Genomic DNA, 17,156 nt, shown 5'->3' with positions numbered 1-17,156 from the left:
ACCGGGCAACGCTCCAAGCATTGCCTACGGTCGGCTCGACCCTTGCACCATGGCAGGTCGGGCTTGCACCATGGCAGGTCGGGCTTGCACCATGGCAGGTCGGGCTTGCACCATGGCCGCTTTTCCCCTTCGTGCCTTCGTGGTATTCGCCTCCCCCTGTGCCATCGAGGTATCCGTTTCCCCGCAGCATCGGCGCGCAGAATCTGCTATCATGCGATGAGCAAGTAGAAAGGATGAGCTATGGCGATCTCGGCGCAGGAGTGGATACGCCTCACGTGCGCGGCCTGCGGCGCACCAATCGAGGTTGAGGCCTGGGTGATCGTGGATGCGGGCGAGCGCCCCGACCTCGACCAGCAGCTGCTCGACGGCGAGCTGGACATGGCCCCCTGCCCGCAGTGCGGCGCACCCAACCAGTCGCAGGTCGAGCTGCTCTACCACGACCCGGTGCGGCGGCGGGTGCACTTCGCCGTGCCCGCCGGGCAGGAGGAGTACCGCTGGCGCGAGCGGGCGCAGGCCCTGATCTATAGCCTGGCCGACGCCCTGCCCGAGGAGTCGCAGCTGCCCTACCTGGGCGACGTGCAGGTGCACCAGGAGATCGAGGGCCTGCGCCGCGCCCTGGTGCGCCGCCAGATCACGCGGGTCGGCGGCAAGCCCAGCTTTGGCAAGCCCATCCCCATGCCCGACACGCCCGCCGCCGCCGCGCCTGCGCCCCGGCCCGCCCCGGCCCGCCGCACTGGCCCCGCGATCTCGGCGGCGATCACCCAGGCCCTGGCCGCCAGCACCCCCGAGCAGCTGCGCGCCATCGTGCACGACAACCCGCGCCTGCTGGGCGAGGACGCCGACGAGCAGCTGCGCCAGCTGGCCGACGACGCCTTCAACCAGGGCGACCGCGACCTCTCCACCGCGCTGCACGGGCTGCGCACCGCCCTGGCCGCCCTGCGCTCGGGCCACGATGCCGCCCTGCCCGCCCTGGCCGCCCCCGACCAGCCCGCCCCCGGCCTGGCCGACATCCCCGACGGCGCATACCAGGCCCTGCTGCAGACCGCATCCGACGCCACGCTGATGGAGGCCATCCGGATCTTCCCGCTGCTGCTGGAGCCGCAGATCGACGAGCTGCTCTCGGCGCGGATCGAGCGCACGCTGGAGGAGGGCAACGAGCGGCTGGCCACCCTGATCGAGGACCGCGCCGACGCGCTGGCTGCCATGCGTGCCATCCTGCTGGGCGACGAGGCGCTGACCAAGGCCCTGCAAGATCTGCTGGCCGCCGCCGACACCGATGCGCTGGAGCGCGCACTGCTGGCCCACCCCGCGCTGCTCACCAGCGTGGCCCAGCAAGCCCTGGATGTCTACATCGCCGCCGCCCGCAGCCGTGGCGACGAGGCATCGGCCCAGCGCGCCGACCAGCAGCGCCAGCTGCTCAGCCAGGTGCAGGCCGGCATGATCTGATCGGCTGGGGCGCTGCGGCGGCGCAGGGTTTCCCGCCGCCGCAGCGCCCCAGCCATGATCCCCGCGCAGATTCCTACCCGTATTCTCAGAAAAGCCCCCTTGTCTCGCCTATCTGCACGCATATAATGAGCATAAGAACGCTGCATGTGGCATCGTTTCACAGCGGCGCATAGCGTGCGGAGGCGGAAAAGGGGGCATCGGCCCCATCCCCGGAGGGAGCTTGCACGCCCCGGCTAAAGCGATCGCGAGTATCACCCCAGGAGCATGGAGATGCCAGACTTCTTTGAGTTTCAGGTGCGGCCCCGTGTGCTCTACCGCCAGGGCCTGGTGGATGAGCTGGGCCACGAGATAGCCCAGCGCGGCGCGCGCCGCGTGTTTATCGTCAGCGACGCTGGCCTCCAGCGCTCGGGCCTGCTCGACCGCGTGGTGCGCGGCATCGGCGGCAGCGCCGAGGTGGTGGGGATCTTCTGCGATGTGCCCGCTAACTCGTCGGTGGCGGCGGTAGAGCGGGCCGCGGCGGCGGCGCGGCAGGCCCAGGCCGATATCGTGGTGGGGCTGGGCGGCGGCTCGCCGCTGGACACCGCCAAGGCCATGCGCATCCTGCTGACCGAGGGCGGCCAGCTGCGCGACTACGAGGGCTACAACGTCCTGGAGCGCGCGCTCACCCCCATGATCGCCATCCCCACCACGGGCGGCACCGGCAGCGAGGTCACGCCCTTCGCCGTCATCCGCGACGAGGAGCAGCAGCTCAAGCTCACCTTTTCCAGCCCCTACCTCTCCCCCGAGGTGGCCATCCTCGACCCCGAGACCACGCGCGAGCTGCCGCCGCCGATCACCAGCGCCACCGGCATGGATGCGCTGACCCACGCGATCGAGTCGTTCCTCTCGCGCGAGTCGAACCCGATCAGCGAGCCGCTGGCGCTGCAGGCCATCGACCTGATCGCCAACAACCTGCGCGCCGCCACCTTCACCCCCGAGGACCAGTTCGCGCGCGGCCAGCTGCTGATCGGCTCGTGCATCGCGGGCATGGCCTTCTCCAGCAGCATGCTGGGCGTGGTGCACGCCATGGCGCACGCGGTCGGCGGGGTGTTCCCCGTCCACCACGGCACGGTGAACGCCATCCTGCTGCCGCACGGCATGCGCTTCAACAGCGCGGTGGTGCCCAACCGGCTGGTGCGGGTGTCCCGCGCGCTGGGCGTGAACGCCGGGGGCCGCCCCGAGGAGCACGTGATCGAGGATGGGATCGACGCGGTGCGCGCGCTGGCCCAGGACTGCGGGCTGCCCATGCGGCTGCGCAGCCTAGAGATCCCCGAGGAGGCGCTGCCCGCCCTGGCCGAGACGGCGCTGGTGGATGCGGCGATCTTCTCCAACCCGCGCGAGGCCAGCGCCGGGGACATCCTGGCGCTGCTGCAGGCGGCCTGGTAGGGTCGCAGGGCGCAAAAAGGCCCAGGTTCGCGTCGTGGCGAGCCTGGGCTTTCGTATGCGCTGTGGCGGCGGCTAGGTGCCGACCTCGCGCACCATCTGAACCTGGGGCGGCAGGTGGTAGGGGACACGCTGGGCCAGCAGCTCCTCGTCGTAGCACTCGCCGGCGTACATGCAGCTCAGCGCCCACAGGTGGTTAAGGTGAAGTTTGGTGAAGATCCGACCGTCGCCAAGATCGCGGTCGGCAAGAACTTTTGGCAACAGCCGAATGATCAGCGAGTCGATCTCAACTGCTGACATACATGCCTCCTGAACGCAGCATTCCCGCGTTTTTCTACCCCGCAGTTATACATAATCTCTCTTCTCGAGGTGAGGATATTATAGCATATGCTGTGCCACGATTAAATGTTTCTGAGTATTTGGTGAGATCCCAGCGATTTGCGGCTCAGGCTGGTCTCAGCGCGGCGCTATCAGCAGATCTGGCACTTCGCGGTATAATACGCGGCGTGCATATGGAAACAACCGACAACATGGGACTTTCCCGCGCCCGTCTTTTGACGCTGGCGCGTCTTTTTGACTGGGGGGTGGGCTGCGCGCTGGCGCTGGGGCTGCTGGCGGGCCTGCTGGGCTACCTGGCCCCGCCGCGCGCCAGCCTGGCCGTGGGCTGGCTGGGCGACCGGCTGTTCTTGCCCGCCAGCGAGGGCCTGGGCGCGCGCGAGGCCGAGGCGGGCCGCTGGTTTTCGGATGAGCTGACCGACGACGCGCCCACCCACCGCTCGCGCTGGATGCGCCAGCGCGCCCTGGTGCGGCTGCCAGGCCTGGGCGCGGCTGGCCAGGCCGATCTGACGCTGGTGGCGCAGGGCTGGCCTGCCAACGCCCTGCGCGGCCCCGGCGCGCCCGCCCAGCCCACGGTGGAGGTGCTGGTCAACGGCGTGTCGGCGGGCAGCATCCAGCCCACGCCGCAGTGGGCCGAGCACCGCGTGGCCATCCCGCCCGCCGCGCTTTCGGGCGGCGACCTGCAGATCGAGCTGCGCTCCCCCGACTATTTCACGGATACAAGCGACGGTGAGGACGTGCGCCAGAAGGTGCTGCGCGTGGCCAGCCTGCGCGTGGCGGGTGTATCCTCGCGGCCCGCCGCCGCGCCGCTGGTGCTGCTGGCGCTGGGCGTGGCGCTGGGCTACGCGGCCCTGGCGCGGGCCAGCCGCCGCCGCTGGGCGGGCCTAGCTGGGGCTGGCGCGCTGGCCGCGCTGGGCGGGCTGGCGCTGGCGCTGGCGCGGGTGTGGGCGGCGGCGCTGCTGCCGTGGGCGGCGGGCCTGCTGGCGCTGGCGCTGCTGGTGGTGTATTGGCGCGCGGTGTGGCCGCCGCTGCGGGGCTTCATGGCGCGGCTGGCGCGCCCCGCCGCGCTGGATGCGGGCATGGCGGCCGCGCTGTGCGGCTGGCTGCTCTACGGCGGCCTGCGGGCGGCGGCGCTGGCCCGCTCGGGCGCTGGCCCCGCCGAGCTATGCTTCTGGCTGGCGGCGCTGCTGCTGGCGGCCTGGGCCTTCGTGCCCCGCGCGCTGCTGCTGCCCCGCGCCGCGCAGGGGCTTGGCCGCGCCCTGGGCGGCAGGCGCGGCGCGCTGCTGGTGCTAGGCTTCGTGCTGGCTGGCTGTCTGGGCTACGAGGCCTACCTGATCTTCACCATGCCGGGGGTGGGCCACGCCGACTACGCCGACAACGCGGTGGTGGCGCGCAACCTGGTGCGCGGGCGCGGCTGGGTGGTGGACTACGTGACGCAGTTCTACAAGCTCTACCCCTCGCTCACCCGCCCGCAGGAGACATGGTCGCTGATGCAGCCGGTGTGGATCGCGCCGTTTTTCCTGCTGTTCGGCGCGGTGGACTGGGCCGCCAAGCTGCCGAACCTGCTGTTCACCGCCGCGCTGGGCGTGCTGGTCTACCGCTTCGGGGCGAGGGCCTGGGATCGCCGCGTGGGCCTGCTGGCGGCGGCGCTGCTGGTCACCAGCAACCTGTTCCTGCTGCTGGTGATCAACGCCACCACCGATCTGCCCTTCGTGCTGTTCTCCTTCGCCGCGCTGGGCATGGTCTACTGGCGCGGCCAGCGCATGCGCGCGGGCCAGGAAGCGCCGCGCCCGCTGTGGCAGCGACTGGGCGGCTGGTGGTCGCTGGGCCTGGGGCTGCTCACCGGCCTGATGTTTCTGCAGAAGACCTCGAACGGCGTGTTTATGGCGGCGGGTATGGGCCTGTGGATGCTGGCCATGCTCTGGCGCGGGCGCGGCGATCGGCGCTGGGCGGCGCTGCTGCCGCGCCTGCTGCCGCTGGCGGTCTGGACTGCCGTGGCGCTATGCATGCTCGCGCCCTACCTGATGCGCAATCTGGCCCTCTCACGGGCGAGCGGTGGCATCTACGGCTCGCTGATCTACTCGACCGAGAGCCGCGACGCCTGGGTCTGGAAGTACGCGCCCAACAGCGACTGGATCTACAAGATCTACACCGACGAGGCGGGCCTGAGCGAGACCCAGGGCCTGCCCGACCGCAGCTGGCTGCTGCGCTGGGGCTTCGACCGCGCCCTGGCCACCGTGGTGGGCGACCCGGGCCTGGCCGCCGTGCGCAACTACCTGCTGCCGCCCTGGTACGGCATGCCCGCTGGGCTGGGCGATCTGCTGAGCGGCCCCAGCGGCGGCCCCACCGCCGCCCGCCCCAACCTCGACGACAAGCGGCTGTTTTCGGCCATGGGCGCGTGGCTGGCGGCGCTGGGCCTGCTGGCCGCGCTGCGCCGCCGCGCCGATCTGGCCGGGCTGCTGGCGCTGGGCTTCGCGCCCTACACCGCCTTCCTCATTCTCTACTGGCACGCCGACGAGGAGCGCTATTTCGTGGCCCTGATGCCCTGGCTGGCGCTGGCCATCGCGCTGGCGGTCTGGCGTATCTACGACCGCGTGGCATCCTGGCGCGGCGGCAGGCTGGCCCCGCTGGCGCTGGCGCTCTCGGCGGCGCTGGTGGCCCAGATCGTCGTGCCCTCGTGGAGCCTCACCCAGGTGAAGCTGCACCAGTGGACCTACGCCGACGGCGACCGCGACGCCTACGCCTGGATCCGCGAGCATACCCCGCCCGACGCCGTGCTGATGACCCGCGTGCCCTGGCAGGTGAACTGGTACACCGAGCGCCCGACCGTGATGATCCCGTTTACCGAGGACACCACCAAGCTGCTGCAGATCGCCCGCCACTACCGCGTGCGCTATCTGGTGATGGATGTGGCCCAGCGCCCCGAGCCGGCCACCCAGCAGAAGCTGGAGCAGCTGTTCGCCGACCCGGCGCTGCTGCGCTACGCAACCCCTCGCTACGAGAAGGGGAGCACCCTCGTCTATGAGTTTCCCGCCGACTATGGCAATGTGCCGGAGCTACGCCCGTGAAGATCTGCATGCTGACTTCTTCGTACCCGAAATACCCCGGTGAGACCACCGCGCCCTTTATCGAGGAGATCGCCGCCGGGCTGGTGCGGCGCGGGCACGAGGTCCACGTGGTCGCGCCCTTCCACCGCGATGTCCGCCGGGGCCAGGTCGAGCGCGGCATCCACCTGCACTTCTTCCGCTACGCGCCGGTGCCCGCGCTGAACGTGTGGGGCTACGCCGAGTCGCTCCACGCCGATGTGAGCGTGCGGGGCCGCACCCTGGCCGCCGCGCCGCTGGCGCTCTCCGCCGCCGCGCTGGCCATGCTGCGCGTCACCGCCGCCGCCCGCTTCGACATCATCCAGGCCCACTGGGTGCTGCCCAACGCCGTGCCCGCCGCGTGGGTGGCGGGCATCCGCCGCGTGCCGCTGGTGGTGAGCCTGCACGGGTCCGATGTGTTCCTCTCCGAGCAGGCCCCGCCGCTCTCCGCCGCCGCCGCCTGGGCCTTTCGCGCCGCAGCGGGCGTGAGCGCGTGCAGCGGCGACCTGCGCGACCGCGCCCTGCGCCTGGGCGCGCGGCCCGCCAACTTCGACGTGATCCCCTACGGCGTTGATGCCAGCGCCTTCCGCCCCAGCCCCGAGGCCGGGCCGCAGGTGCGCGCCGAGCTGGGCATGGCCGCTGCCGCGCCGCTGGTCGTCACTGTCAGCCGCCTGGTCTACAAGAAGGGCCTGACCTACCTGCTCGACGCCTTCCCCGCCGTGCTGGCCCGCCACCCCGACGCCGTGCTGGCGATCTGCGGCTACGGCGACCTGCGCGAGGATCTGGAGCGCCAGGCCCAGGCGCTGGGCATTGCCGCCAGCGTGCGCTTCCCCGGCCAGCTCGACCGCGAGCAGGCCGCCCGCTACATCGCGGCGGCGGATGTGTACGCCGTGCCCTCCATCCGCGACCAGGGCGGCAACGTGGATGGCCTGCCCAATGCGCTGCTGGAGGGTATGGGCGCGGCCCGGCCCATTGTGGCCTCGCGGGTGGCGGGTATCCCCGAGGCCATCGACCACGAGCGCCACGGCCTGCTGGTGCCCGAGCGCGACCCCCAGGCCCTGGCCGAGGCCATGTGCCGCCTGCTGGATGACCGCGCCCTGGCCCAGCGGCTGGGCGAGGCCGCTCGCCAGCGCATCGTCAACGAGCTAACATGGGACAACACCGCCGAGCGCTTTGAGCGTCTCTTTCAGAGCGCCTGCTGATCTGTTTTCTACGGGAACGAGGATTCCGATGTCTGTTTTTGAATCACTGCTGGATGCCATCTCCACGCGCACGGCGACGATCGGCATCATTGGGCTGGGCTACGTCGGCCTGCCGCTGGCCGCGCGCGCCGGGCGGGTCGGCTTCCGCGTGCTGGGCTTCGATGTGAGCCAGGCCAAGATCGACCTGATCAATGGCGGCGGCAGCGATGTGGGCGACGTGCCCGCATCCGAGATCGCCGCGCTGCGCGCCCAGGGCCGCATCGAGGCTACCACCGACATGGCCCGCCTGGCCCAGTGCGATGCGATCATCATCTGCGTGCCCACCCCGCTGAACAAGACCCGCGACCCCGACATGCGCTACATCGAGCACGCCGCCGACGATATCGCCGCCGCCGTGCGCCCTGGTCAGCTGGTGGTGCTGGAGAGCACCACATGGCCTGGCACCACCGAGGAGGTGCTGATGCCCCGCATGGTGCGGCCCGGCATCACCGTGGGCGAGACCTTCTTCTTGGCCTTCTCGCCCGAGCGCATCGACCCGGGCCAGGTCTCCAGCAAGGGCTACACCGTCGAGAACACCCCCAAGGTCGTGGGCGGCGTCACCCCTCGCTGCTCCGAGCTGGCCGCCGCCTTCTATAGCCAGATCACCACCACCGTGGTGCCGGTCTCCTCGCCCCGCGTGGCCGAGCTGACCAAGCTGTTCGAGAACGTGTTCCGCAATGTGAATATCGCGCTGGTGAACGAGCTGGCCCTGCTGTGCGACCGCATGGGCGTCAGCCCGTGGGAGGTGATCGACGCGGCGGCTACCAAGCCCTTCGGCTTCATGAAGTTCTCACCCGGCCCCGGCTGGGGCGGCCACTGTATCCCCATCGATCCCTTCTACCTCACTTGGAAGGCCCGCGAGTTCGATTTCTCCACCCGCTTCACCGAGCTGGCTGGCGAGATCAACGCCGAGATGCCCCGCCATGTGCGCGAGCTGGTGGTGCGCGCCCTCAACGCTCAGGGCAAGGCCCTGCGCGGCGCGAGCATCGTGCTGCTGGGCGTGGCCTACAAGCCTGACGTGGCCGACTACCGCGAGTCGCCGGTGTTCAAGGTGATGGATCTGCTGGAGCACGACGGCGCGCGGCTGGCCATGGTCGACCCCTTCGTCGATGAGTTCATCGCCCACGATGGCAAGGCCCACCACACCGTGCGCCTCACCGACGAGCTGCTGGCCTCCGCCGACTGCGCGGTGATCATCACCAACCACAGCGCCTTCGAGTACGAGCGCATCGTGTCGCTCTCGCGCGCGGTGGTGGACACCCGCAACGCCACCAAGGCCGTGGCCCAGGGCCGTGAGAAGATCACGCTGCTCTAGCCCGCAGGTGTTCCCGTCCCCAAGCTCGCCTGACCATCATCAGGCGAGCTTTGTGCTGTTTGTTCTTTTGCGCAGCCTGCTTGCGTAGCTTACTTGGCTTCTTTTGGATCTTGCCTACCCGCTTGCGCCGCTTGCTTCCCCCATCATGCGGCATGCTTGAACAACAATGCAGCGTACTTCTGCGAACAGATGTGCTCTCCTGTCTATAAAGCACGCCACTTTTCTCCCCAAGCAGCCCGCTTTTCCTCCCAAGCATGCCGCGAGCGATCATCAGTATGGCGAGAGAAAAAATAGGCCGCCTGCACTTTTTTGCCCATACCACCTCAGCGCAGCCCACCCCAGCCCGCAGGATGACCAGCGGCCCGCGCGCCGCCTCAATTATCCCCGCCCACAAAAGAGCACGACATACAACAAAACAGCACGCCGCCCCACCTACCCGGCCCATGCGGCGAAGGTGTCGCTCATGTTTTGATGGCCATATGCACGAACACCAGCAGCCAGCGAGCAGCATAGGAACGCCTCAAATTGGGGGTTCCAAGGGGGCGTAGCCCCATGGCGGGGTTCCTAGGGGCTGGCCCCTCGGCGCCGCCCGCGCAGGGCACGCACCCAGCATCCACGAGGAACCATTATGATCGAGGCCGCAGCCAGTCGGTCCGACCGGGCAACGCTCCAAGCATTGCCTACGGTCGGACCGACGCGCAACCATCCCAAGAGCACCGTGCAACAAAAGACTCCAAGCCCCCGTTTCTTCGGAAACTTGGAGCATTGGAGTCTTCGTGGTAAAGCGGTTCCCAGAAGGAGCCTTCGTAGTAAAACGGTCCCCCTTAGGCCTGAAGCGAGCGGCCAATGGCCACCGCGATCTTGCCCACCTCGTCCATCATCTGGCCGAAGCTCTCCGACACCAGGGCCTGCTCGCCATCGCACAGCGCGTGCAGCGGGTCGTCGTGCACCTCCACGATCAGGCCATCGGCCCCCACGGCGATAGCCGCGCGCGCCAGCGGCAACACGCGGTCGGCTCGCCCTGTGGCGTGGGATGGGTCCACCACCACCGGCAGGTGCGAGAGCTGCTTGATGATCGGCACCGCGCCCAGGTCCAGCGTGAAGCGGGCGCTATCGTCGAAGGTGCGGATGCCGCGCTCGCAGAGCACCACGTCGGCGTTGCCCTCGTTCACGATATACTCGGCGGCCAGCAGCAGATCCTTGACGGTGGAGGCGAAGCCGCGCTTGAGCAGCACCGGGCGCTTGGCGCGGCCAGCGGCGCGCAGCAGCGGGTAGTTCTGCATGTTGCGCGCGCCGATCTGCAGCATGTCGGCGTACTCGCACACCAGCGGCAGCGTCTCCACATCCATCACCTCGGTCACCACCGGCAGCCCGGTCAGCTCGCGGGCCTCGGCCAAGATCTTCAGGCCCTCCTCGCCCAGCCCGCTGAAGGCGTAGGGCGAGGTGCGCGGCTTGTAGGCCCCGCCGCGCAGCATCACCGCGCCCAGCTCCTTCACCTCTTGGGCCACGCGCAGCGTCTGCTCGCGGGTCTCCACCGTGCACGGCCCGCCGATCACCGCCACCCCCGGCCCGCCGAAGCGCGCCTGGCCCACCTGCACCACCGTGTCGGCCTCGTGGAACTCGCGCGAGACCAGCTTGTAGGGCGAGGTCACGCGGATGATCTCGCGCACCCCCGGCAGCCGCGTGATCATCTCCGACTCGGTGATCGGCCCGCGGTTGCCCGTGATCCCGATGGCCGTGCGGGTCGGCCCTGGCATGGGGTTGGGCACATAGCCTAGCTCCTCAACCGCCTTGCAGACCTGGCGGATCTGCGCCTCGGTGGCGTTCGCATCCATAACAATCAGCATAGCCGAACCTTTTCCTTCCTTGGTAGCAAAATGATAGTTTGCGTAGAGCGATGCGCCCCATGCTACCTGATCTGCCCCGCGCTGTACAGCGCGATCCTGTGGCACGCTGTATGCAGTCGGCTGGTGGGAAACCTACGTATAGACCTAGGGGACAACGGTATACAAGTCCTGTTTTCTTCGCATTTTAACCGTGCTACAATAAAATCCTGAGCAAGGAGTCAAGAACCCATGCAACTCGAAAGCACTCTTGCGCAGTTTCCCTTACCGGAGCTCCTAGCGATGATCGCGGGCAGTTCGGTGACCGGATGCCTGGAGATTGGCGAGGCAGCGCCGGGGCGGTTGTACTTCCGCGACGGCAAGCCCTACCACGCCGCAACCGACACCGATACGGGGGTAGCTGCCTTCTGCCAGCTGTTTCTAAAGGGCGACGCACCATTTCGCTTCACTGCAGGCACGGCCATCCGCGAGGAGTCGCTCTGGCAGAGCGCGGACGAGCTGATCGCCTTCGCCCAGAAGAACGAGCGCAGCTGGAAGCGCGTACAGCGCATGATCCCAAGCTTTGACCTTGTGCCAGTGCTGACACAGCCGAGCGCCAACGCCGTGCGGCTTCAGGATACATCCTGGGGGGTTCTCTCGGCCATCGATGGCCACCGTAGCATCAACGAGATCGCCGAGCACCTTGGCCAGCTCGCGCTGGATGTGGCCGCCGCGCTCTGCGACCTGCACGATCAGGGCGCGGTCCGCCTGATCGCGGCCCGCCCTCGCCCGGCCCGGCCCGAGCCTGCCGCGCGCAGCACGCACAGCCAGGGCTTCTTTGGCCGCATCATGGCCTCGGCGGGCGAGTACCAACACTAATCCACACCACGGCTCAGATCAGAAAGGCGCAGCGGGTAACCGCCGCGCCTTTCTCCTTTTCTGCCTCGCGCGCCCGCCGCTAGGCCCGCTCGGGGATGAGCAGCACCTTGCCGGAAGTGGCGCGGCTGGCCAGATCGGCCTGGGCCTGGCCGGCCTGGGCCAGCGGGTAGCTGCGGTCGATCCGCAGGTCGAGCGTGCCCTCATCCAGCGCGCTGAGCACCGCCCCGGCGCGGTAGAGCAGCTCGTCGCGGCTGGCGATGTAGTGGCCCATGGTCGGGCGGGTCAGGTAGATCGAGCCGTAGCGCTGCAGGATGTTGGGGTCTATGGGCGGCACCAGCCCGCTCGACTGGCCGAACAGCACCATCATGCCGCGCGGGCGCAGGCTGGCCAGGCTCTTCTCGAAGGTCGTCTTGCCCACCGAGTCGTAGACCACATCCACGCCGCGCCCGCCGGTCAGCCGCTTCACCTCGGCCTCGAAATCCTGCTCGGTGTAGAGGATGGCCTCGTCGGCCCCCAGCGCCAGGATGCGCTCGGCCTTCTCCTCGGTCGAGACGGTGCCGATCAGGCGCGCGCCGCGCTGCTTGGCCAGCTGCACCAGCAGCAGCCCCACGCCGCCCGCCGCCGCGTGCAGCAGCACGGTGTCGCCGCGCTTCACCGGGTAGGTCGCATCCACCAGGTAGTGCGCCGTGATGCCCTGCAGCATCGCCGCCGCCGCCACCTCGTCGCTGATGCCCTCGGGCACGGGCACCAGCCGCGCCGCTGGCACCACCGCGTACTCGGCGTACGAGCCGACCACGCCGCAGTAGGCCACGCGGTCGCCCACCCGCACGTCGGCTACGCCCTCGCCCACCGCGTCTACCGTGCCCGCCGCCTCGCTGCCCAGCACCATAGGCAGCTGGTTGGGGTAGGTGCCCGAGCGGTGGTAGATATCGATGAAGTTCACGCCTGCCGCGCCGATCTTCACCCGCGCCTGGCCCGGCCCCGGCTCGGGCGTGGGGATCTCGTCGTAGCGCAGCTGCTCCGGCCCGCCGAACTCGTGTACGCGAATCGCCTTCATGTCTCGACCTTTCTATGCGCCGCCACCGGGGCGGCGTGCTGCCTAGCGGCCCCGGTGGAGCCGCTCGATCTCCTGGGTCAGAATGCGCCGCGCCGCCGCCAGCGCGGTGGCGTAGGTTGGGTCCATCCCAAAGTAGCTCAGGTTCTGCGACCCCAGGTTGCGCCCCTTGCTGGCCGGCGTGTCCGAGGCGTAGTGCAGGAACCCGAACTCGTAGGCGGGGCGGAAGAAGCTGATGTTCTGCCGATGGGGCGTGCGGTCTGGCTCGCTCTGCTCGTAGATCGCGCTCAGGTACGGCCCGGCCTCCATCTCCAGGTCGGTCAGAAACTCGCCGTACAGCGCATCCAGGAAGGTGCGGTTCTGCAGGAAGGTGCCGCGCACCGTCGCCGCCTTCTGGTTGTCCAGCACCGCGCCGTAGGTCAGGTACGGCTCCACATCGGCGGCGCTGAAGCAGGGCGCGAAGTGGTAGGTGTTGTCGGTGTGGTCGTCGAACACCACGTTGGGGATGAGCACGTCGCCGATCTTGCCGTTCAGCGTGGCGGCCTTGCCCAGCACGTACACGCCGCGGATGCTGCCCACGCTCCTGGCCACAATCGTCAGGATCTGGTAGGCCGCCATGCCCAGCGGGTAGTCGATATTCACGATCAGCGCGTCGCTCTCGGCCAGCCGCTCGATGCCCTCCACCCGCAGGCGCGGATCGAGCCAGTCGGGCCGCAGCTTGCCCAGCTCCATGATCTGCACATCCACATCCAGGTAGAACTCGCTGGCGATCCGGTGGATGCCGCAGCCCTGCTCGTCGCGGGCGCGCTGCGCGAAGTAGCCCTGGCTGGCCGTGTCGGCCTGGTACTTCTTCTGCACATAGTAGAAGAAGTTCTCGCGGCTGGATGGCACCTGCATCGCCTGGATCTTCTCGTACTCCTCCATCAGCGAGGCGTGGCGCTGGCCTTGGATGAAGCCCAGCAGCTCGTCGGTGTGGCGCAGCGCGAAGCCCGAGAGCAGGTTTACCAGCGCGTGGGTGTTGCTGCTCACAAAGTAGATCGGGCGGTCGCGCATGGCCAGCGGCGTGCTGTCCTCCACGTGCCACCACCAGCGCAGCGTGGCCCGCTGGTAGTCCATCAGCGCGCCGCCCAGCATGCGCACGGCCAGCCGCTTGCGGCGCTCGCCCATGGCCAGGAGGTGCGCGCCCAGCCGCGCCCCCCAGATGCTGCGCAGCCGCGCCTGGTCCTCGGGGGCCAGCCCCAGCGCGGCCAGCGCCTCGGCCTCGGCCTGGGCGCTCTCGGCCCCCTGCAGCTGGCGGGCCAGCGCCGGATCCTGCAGCAGGCGGTAGATCTTGTTCCACTCGATCTGGTAGGCCAGCACCATGGGGATGATGTCGTCGATGTCCGAGGGGCTGGCGATCAGCACGGCCAGCGTCTGCTCGCCGTCGAAGTACATCTTGCGCCGCCGACCTGGGGCCGTCACCTGCTGCCAGCTCTGCACGTCGCCGAAGCCGTGCTGCGCGAACACCTCGTGGCTCTGCCCGAACAGCAGCAGCCGCACCTGCCCCATGCACGCGGGCAGCCGCAGCGAGCTGTAGATCAGCGCCGCCGCATCCGGCGCGGCGCTGCGCGCGCCCTCGTGCAGCACCGGCTCGGCCATCAGGTACGGCTCCACCATCGCCTCGATCTGGATCTCGCCGCTGCTGCGCAGCAGCGAGCGGTAGGTGCGCTGGAAGCTGTCCAGCGTGTCGTGCTTGGTTCGTCGTTCACTCATGGCGCTACGAGACCCCGATGTCCCACGCGGCGCTCAGATCCTGGGCCGAGAAGCGCCGGAACGCCAGCGTGGTGCTGGTGCGCACCACCCCCGGTATTCGCGCGATCCCCTCCGGCACGGCGATGGCCAGCTGCTCGTAGTCGGCCAGCCGCACCACCGCGATAATGTCGTTCTCGCCGGTCACACTGTAGACCTCGGCCACGTGCGGCAGGTTGGCCACGGCCTGCGCGACCTCCACGATCTTGTCCTGCTCGGCGTCAATCATCACAAAGGCGGTGAGCATACGTCGCTCCTTCTTCTAGTGGCTCTGCTGCATGGTATACTACCATATCTGCCGTTTCGCATACCGAAGAGCGATATCGATGATCCCTCCCCTAGAGCCTGGCTCGCCCCCGCCGCTCGCCCCCGCGCTGTGGCTGCGCTACCTGCGCACCCAGTGGCGGCGCGTGGTCGGCCCCAACCTCTCGCAGGTCGATAGCATGCTGTACGTCGGCGGCGAGTTCTCTCTGGCCGCGTGGCCCGCCCTGCACGCCCTGGGCGTGCGTGCCGTGCTCAGCCTCCAGGGCGAGCGCGAGGACGCCTTCTGCGACCCGCTGCCGCTGCGCACCCTGCGCCTGGAGGTGCGCGACTTCCACCCGCCCTCGCTCGAACAGCTCGATCAGGCGGTGGCCTTCCTGCGCGAGTCCCGCGCCCAGGGCATGCCTACGCTGGTGCACTGCCACGCGGGCGTCGGGCGCGCGCCGCTCACGGCGGCGGCCTTCCTCGTGGCCGAGGGCGCCAGCTACGCCGAGGCGCTGGGCCGCATCTACCACGCCCGCCCGATCATCCGGCTCAATGGCCGCCAGCGCCGCCGCCTGGCCGAGTGGGAGGCCAGGGCGCGCGCTACGCCTCCCACTGGAACGCCCAGCCCAGCAGCCGGTCGGTCAGGCTCGGCGTCAGCAGGCTAAACAGGATGTTCAGCCGATCGCCGAAGGCCGCGTAGACCACGCGGGGCCGCCGCTGCGCCGCGCGCACCAGCGCCCGCGCCACCTGCTCGGGCGGCACGGCGCGGCTGCTCATGCGCCGCCGCTCGTGGCCGCTGCCCAGCCTGCTGCCCGCAAACCCCGTGCTGGTGGTGCCGGGCCGCGCCAGCGTCACCGCCACGCCGCTGCCCCGCAGCTCCACCCGCAGCGCCTCGCTCAGGCGGTCGAGCGCGGCCTTGGTGGCCGCGTAGCCGCCCAGGTAGGGCAGCGCCCGCAGCCCCACCACCGACGACACGAAGATCACCTGCCCGCCCCGCTCGCGCAGCGCGGGCAGCGCCGCCTGGGTTAGCGCCAGCGGCCCCAGCACATTCACCCGCAGCGCCGCCAGCATGTCCTCCTCGCGGATCGCCCCCACCGGCGACGCGATGCCCACCCCGGCGTTGTTCACCAGCACATCCACCCCGCCGAAGGCCTCGCAGGCCCGCGCCACCAGCGCATCGGTGTCGGCGCGGCTGGCCACATCGGTCGGCACCGCCAGCCCGCCCGTCTCCTCGGCCACGGCCCGCAGCTGCTGCTCGCCGCGCGCCGCCAGCACCAGCCTGGCCCCCGCCGCCGCAAACGCCCGCGCCGCCGCCGCCCCGATCCCCGACGAAGCGCCGGTGATTACCACAACTTTTCCTTGTATGTTCATGGGCCGATTATAGGCCTGCCGAATCGCTCTTGGCAAGGCCGCTCTACACAGCCGCAAAGGGGACGAATACCGCGAAGGCGCGACGGTGATGAAGATGTGATAGCACGGAGCGCCGACACGATCTTGGGGAAAATCTGCCTTCCTCCGCGCCAAGCCCTCGTCGCTGCGGGCTTGATCATGGCCAGCCGCCAGCTACACGCGCCTTCGCTGGATGGGCAAGGCCGCGCATTTTTATCGTAGCGGGTGATCTCTACACGATAGATGAATGCATGATAGATAGAAAATATCATATCGCCCATGCCCGAAGCACTATCTTCATCCAGAATACGCTCGCTCAAGCAGAAGACATGCTTTTATCTGTCTATTCAACATACAAGCGTCGAAAAAGATCTTTTATTCGGTGAACCCCCCTGTCTGGCCGGTGACCCCCCTGTCTGGCCGGTGAACCTCACCCTTGATCATGCAGCACCCTCGGCTATGCAGAACCAACGATACGATCATTGACGTAGGGGCGGGTTGTATGCCCGCCCGCGCCGCGTGCATCGAGTGGGATGGCGATGCATGCGGCGCATGGCGATGGGGCGGACACGAGGTACGCCCTTCCACCTGTGGTAGTGCATTGCGGGCGTCGCTCCCGACCCGCTTCACACAATGCGTGATCGTGGCGCACTATCCCACCCGACCCATACGGCGAAGGTGCCGCTCGTGCACACTGGCCATATGCACACACATCAGCCGCCGGATTTCGGCATAGGAAGGCTACAAATTGGGGGTTCCAAGGGGGCGATGCCCCCTGGCGGGGTTCCGAGGGGCTGGCCCCTCGGCGCCGCCCGCGCAGGGCATCCACCCACCAAACAAAAGGATCACCTTCATCGAAGCCGCAACCGGTCGACCCGACCGGGCAACACTTCAAGCATTGCCCACGGTCGGGCCGACGCAGAACCACTCCAAAGTGACACCATGTGAGGGGCGATGCCCCTGGCGGGGTTCCAAGGGCGCGGAGCCCTTGGTGCCGCCCGCACAGGGCATCCACCACCATCCAAACACACCCACTATTCCACGAAGGCGCACCCTGACGAATCAACGGCAACGCACCTTTTCGTCAAAATGCCTCAGCAAACCATAAAAGTGACACCATGTGAGGGCGATGCC

General features: G+C 68.9%; 13 protein-coding genes. 7 read left to right on the top strand and 6 right to left on the bottom strand.

The window, feature by feature from the left end; translation table 11 throughout:
* The first annotated feature begins 240 nt into the window (after window positions 1-240).
* Entirely contained in the window at window positions 241-1,446 is a 1,206-nt protein-coding gene (locus tag F8S13_16505; GenBank protein KAB8142141.1) for a hypothetical protein, read from the top strand.
* A 270-nt stretch (window positions 1,447-1,716) separates the two neighbouring features.
* Window positions 1,717-2,871 carry an iron-containing alcohol dehydrogenase gene (locus F8S13_16500; protein ID KAB8142140.1) on the top strand — a complete coding sequence of 385 codons (1,155 nt, stop codon included), beginning with the start codon at window positions 1,717-1,719 and terminating at the stop codon, window positions 2,869-2,871.
* Between the two features lie 72 nt (window positions 2,872-2,943).
* Here the strand turns inward: F8S13_16500 and F8S13_16495 are convergent, their stop codons facing one another.
* Complete coding sequence (locus tag F8S13_16495; protein KAB8142139.1) at window positions 2,944-3,168, bottom strand: hypothetical protein; 225 nt, start codon at window positions 3,166-3,168, stop codon at window positions 2,944-2,946.
* Between the two features lie 212 nt (window positions 3,169-3,380).
* On the opposite strand from F8S13_16495, the gene F8S13_16490 reads away from it, so the two are divergent.
* Genes F8S13_16490 through F8S13_16480 form a run of 3 tightly spaced genes read left to right on the top strand, consistent with a single transcriptional unit; the run spans window position 3,381 to window position 8,843 of the window.
* Entirely contained in the window at window positions 3,381-6,272 is a 2,892-nt protein-coding gene (locus F8S13_16490; GenBank protein ID KAB8142138.1) for a glycosyltransferase family 39 protein, read from the top strand.
* The gene (locus F8S13_16485) at window positions 6,269-7,489 is read left to right on the top strand and encodes a glycosyltransferase family 4 protein (protein KAB8142137.1); all 1,221 of its coding nucleotides are present in this window, start codon (window positions 6,269-6,271) and stop codon (window positions 7,487-7,489) included. The genes F8S13_16490 and F8S13_16485 overlap by 4 nt, the downstream gene beginning before the upstream one ends.
* A gap of 28 nt (window positions 7,490-7,517) precedes the next feature.
* On the top strand, window positions 7,518-8,843 hold the full coding sequence (locus F8S13_16480) for a nucleotide sugar dehydrogenase (GenBank protein ID KAB8142136.1): 1,326 nt from the start codon (window positions 7,518-7,520) through the stop codon (window positions 8,841-8,843).
* Window positions 8,844-9,667: 824 nt separating this feature from the next.
* On the opposite strand, the gene aroF is transcribed toward F8S13_16480, so the two are convergent.
* On the bottom strand, window positions 9,668-10,690 hold the full coding sequence (aroF, locus tag F8S13_16475) for a 3-deoxy-7-phosphoheptulonate synthase (protein KAB8142135.1): 1,023 nt from the start codon (window positions 10,688-10,690) through the stop codon (window positions 9,668-9,670).
* Window positions 10,691-10,918: 228 nt separating this feature from the next.
* Here aroF and F8S13_16470 point away from each other — a divergent pair, with 228 nt between their 5' ends.
* Window positions 10,919-11,545 (top strand): DUF4388 domain-containing protein, encoded by a 627-nt coding sequence (locus F8S13_16470; protein KAB8142134.1) that lies wholly within the window; start codon window positions 10,919-10,921, stop codon window positions 11,543-11,545.
* Window positions 11,546-11,624: 79 nt separating this feature from the next.
* On the opposite strand, the gene F8S13_16465 is transcribed toward F8S13_16470, so the two are convergent.
* The 3 genes from F8S13_16465 to F8S13_16455 are packed head-to-tail and all read right to left on the bottom strand — an operon-like array spanning window position 11,625 to window position 14,634.
* Entirely contained in the window at window positions 11,625-12,602 is a 978-nt protein-coding gene (locus tag F8S13_16465; protein ID KAB8142133.1) for a quinone oxidoreductase, read from the bottom strand.
* Window positions 12,603-12,644: 42 nt separating this feature from the next.
* Window positions 12,645-14,351, bottom strand: coding sequence for a hypothetical protein (locus F8S13_16460; protein KAB8142132.1), 1,707 nt, complete (start codon window positions 14,349-14,351; stop codon window positions 12,645-12,647).
* A gap of 4 nt (window positions 14,352-14,355) precedes the next feature.
* Entirely contained in the window at window positions 14,356-14,634 is a 279-nt protein-coding gene (locus F8S13_16455) for an Lrp/AsnC family transcriptional regulator (GenBank protein KAB8142131.1), read from the bottom strand.
* Between the two features lie 79 nt (window positions 14,635-14,713).
* Here F8S13_16455 and F8S13_16450 point away from each other — a divergent pair, with 79 nt between their 5' ends.
* Window positions 14,714-15,298 (top strand): dual specificity protein phosphatase family protein, encoded by a 585-nt coding sequence (locus F8S13_16450; GenBank protein KAB8142130.1) that lies wholly within the window; start codon window positions 14,714-14,716, stop codon window positions 15,296-15,298.
* On the opposite strand, the gene F8S13_16445 is transcribed toward F8S13_16450, so the two are convergent.
* Window positions 15,234-16,004, bottom strand: a complete 771-nt coding sequence (locus tag F8S13_16445) for an SDR family NAD(P)-dependent oxidoreductase (protein ID KAB8142129.1) — start codon at window positions 16,002-16,004, stop codon at window positions 15,234-15,236. The two genes, F8S13_16450 and F8S13_16445, sit on opposite strands and share 65 nt — an antisense overlap.
* Window positions 16,005-17,156: the final 1,152 nt, after the last annotated feature.

The organism is Chloroflexia bacterium SDU3-3 (assembly GCA_009268125.1).
GTDB lineage: Bacteria > Chloroflexota > Chloroflexia > Chloroflexales > Roseiflexaceae > SDU3-3.
This window is presented reverse-complemented; position numbering and strand designations above follow the sequence as displayed.